Source organism: Skermanella sp., assembly GCF_059503625.1.
This window is the reverse complement of the sequence record NZ_JCACHA010000332.1, coordinates 1-2,797: the sequence shown is the minus strand read 5'-3', so window position 1 is coordinate 2,797 and position 2,797 is coordinate 1. Positions and strand designations below refer to the sequence as shown.

The 2,797-nt window shown below is 63.5% G+C and carries 3 protein-coding genes; all 3 read left to right on the top strand.

What is annotated here, in order from left to right; translation table 11 throughout:
- The coding region (locus tag AC5JJ6_RS07640) for a molybdopterin molybdotransferase MoeA (protein WP_496041465.1) at window positions 1-1,244 on the top strand (1,244 nt) is incomplete at its 5' end.
- 131 nt (window positions 1,245-1,375) lie between these two features.
- Window positions 1,376-2,092, top strand: a complete 717-nt coding sequence (gene lexA / locus AC5JJ6_RS07635; RefSeq protein WP_496041464.1) for a transcriptional repressor LexA — start codon at window positions 1,376-1,378, stop codon at window positions 2,090-2,092.
- Window positions 2,093-2,198: 106 nt separating this feature from the next.
- On the top strand, window positions 2,199-2,797 hold a 599-nt coding region (locus AC5JJ6_RS07630; protein WP_496041463.1), incomplete at its 3' end, for a class I SAM-dependent methyltransferase.

Genomic DNA, 2,797 nt, shown 5'->3' with positions numbered 1-2,797 from the left:
GGCGGCAAAAGCGGAGACTACGGGACAGCACCATGATTCCAGTCGCCGAAGCCCTGAGCCGTGTCCTTTCCGCCTTCTCGCCGCTGCCGGCGGAACTGGTCGCGCTGCCCGACGCGCTGGGGCGGGTGACAGCCGAGGATATCCGCGCCCGCTTGTCCCAGCCGCCGGCGTCGATGTCGGCGATGGACGGTTATGCAGTCCACGCCGAGGATGTGGCGCAGGCGCCCGCAATCCTGCGGCAGGTCGGCGAGGTTCAGGCCGGCAGCGCCTTCGACGGGCGAATCGAACCTGGAGAGACGGTGCGCATCTTCACGGGAGCACCGCTCCCTGACGGTGCCGATGCCGTCGTGATCCAGGAAGACACGGAAGCGGAGGGAGACCGGATAACGGTTCTCCAGGCCGGCGTCCGTCACCGTCACGTCCGGTTCGCCGGCATCGATTTCCAGGCGGGGCAGATCGGCGTACCGGCCGGGAAACTGCTGACGGCTCGGGACGTCGGCCTTGCCGCCGCCATGAACGTGCCCTGGATCAGGGTCCACCGCCGGCCCCGCGTCGCGATCCTGGCGACCGGCAACGAAGTCGTGCTGCCGGGCGACCCCGTCGGACCGAACCAGATCGTCAGTTCCAACGCGTTCGCGCTGTCGGCCCTGGTGACGGCTTTCGGCGGCGTACCGTTCAATCTCGGCGTTGCTCTCGATACGCCGGAGTCGCTGGCGGAACTGACCGCCGGCGCTTGGAATGCCGACCTGCTCGTCACGTCGGGCGGCGCTTCGGCTGGCGAATACGATCTGGTCCGCAGCGTCCTGGGCGACCGGGGCATGGATCTGGATTTCTATAAGATCGCGATGCGGCCGGGCAAACCGCTGATGTTCGGCCGCCTGGGCGATGTTCCGGTGCTTGGGCTGCCCGGCAATCCCGTTTCCAGCTATGTCTGTTCGGTCCTTTTTCTTCGCCCTGCCCTGCTCCGGATGCAGGGACTCGACCCTGCGGAGACTCGCCTGAAGGCGCGCCTGGGGGTACCGGTCAAGCAAAACGACCAGCGCGAAGACTACATGAGGGCTGTCCTAAGCCGCTCTCCGGCCGGCGAGCTGATCGTCAAGCCGTTCGAGTCGCAGGATAGTTCGCTGGTTTCGGTGCTTGCCCAGGCAGATTGCCTGATCGTCCGGCCGCCCTTCGCTCCCGCGGCTTCCAAGGACGACATCGTGGAAATTCTTCCGCTGACCGGAGGTTCATTTAGTCTCTAGCTGGACGTTCCTCCTTTTAAAGCGTTAAATTTTTGATGGGGAATGCTTGACGCCTTACGTGAACCAAACTAGAACGTATTATAATGTTTGTGTTTTGTTCCGGACCGGGTGGTCACGCGCAGGGGGCGTAGATGCTGACACGTAAACAATACGAACTTCTGCTCTTCATCAACGACCGGCTGGGTGAAGGTGGGGTTTCGCCGTCCTTCGACGAAATGAAGGACGCTCTGGGCCTCAAGTCCAAGTCCGGCATCCACCGGCTGATTACCGGTCTTGAGGAACGCGGCTTCATCCGTCGTCTGCCTCATCGGGCGCGCGCGCTCGAAGTGCTGAAGCTGCCGGAGGGATCGGACGCCGGGGGCGGGCGCCAGCCGCGGGCCGCCGAGCGTGCCAAGTTCCAGCCCAACGTCATCAAGGGCGATTTCTCCGGCACGCTGGCCGGCCGGGAGGTCAACCATCAGGTGGAGGCGATCGAACTGCCGCTCTATGGCAGGATCGCCGCCGGTACGCCGATCGAGGCGCTGCGCGACAACAGCGCCATGATCAACGTCCCGTCCACGATGCTCCCGCCCGGCGATCACTACGCGCTCGAGGTGGCGGGCGACAGCATGGTGGAAGCCGGTATCCTTGACGGCGATACGGTCATCATCAACCGGTGCGAGGTGGCCGACAGCGGGTCGATCGTCGTGGCGCTGATCGATGAGCACGAAGTGACCTTGAAGCGTCTGCGCCGCAAGGGGCAGACGGTAGCGCTGGAGCCGGCGAACCCCGCCTTCGAAACCCGGATCTTCGGGGCCGACCGGGTTCGGGTTCAGGGACGCCTCGTTGGATTGCTGCGGCGTTACTGACGCATCCGCTGGCAACGGGACCGTTCGTCCGGTTTCGTTTACCGATGGCCTCTATAGTCCCCGATGACGCTGCACGTCATGATTCATGGGATTATCGGGGCCATCGATGGAGATCTTCAAGTTCTGGAAGCTCTATAAGAATCAGATCGAGCCGGAGGTCAAAGGCTGGTTCTACGACCACGATCTGATCATGTTCTGGCTTCTGGACTTCATCCAGAAAGAGGCTGGGTGGCGCGGAGATCTTTGTGAACTGGGGGTCTACGAGGGACGGTCGGCCATAGGCCTGGGAGCCTTGGCGCGACCGGACGAATCGCTCTTCTGCTTCGACCTCTTCCATGAAGTCCCTCAGGCTGTCGTCGAAAGCAACATTCGCCGCTTCTGCCCTGATCTTGACGGCAGGCTGGGCTGCATACAGCGTGACCTCCCGTCGATGCGGGCAGCGCCCCTCGAGGTTGCGCCGGGCAGCTTGAGATTTCTCCACATCGACGCCGTTCACGATCATCCCGGTGTCCTCAACGATCTGCGGAACTTCGCTCCACTGCTGGCTCCGGAAGCGGTCATCGTGCTCGACGACTGCTTCGACCCGGATTGGCCGGGCGTCGCGACCGCCATGACGGAGTTCTGCCTGTCGGAGATGGGGCGCCACATCCGGCCCTTCTCGGCGTCGAGATCCAAGATGTACCTGTGCGCCCGTTCCCTGGTCGA

What these genes read in the sequence shown, in the direction of transcription:
- lexA (WP_496041464.1), top strand. Translation starts at nt 1,376, where the DNA reads ATGCTGACACGTAAACAATACGAACTTCTGCTCTTCATCAACGACCGG.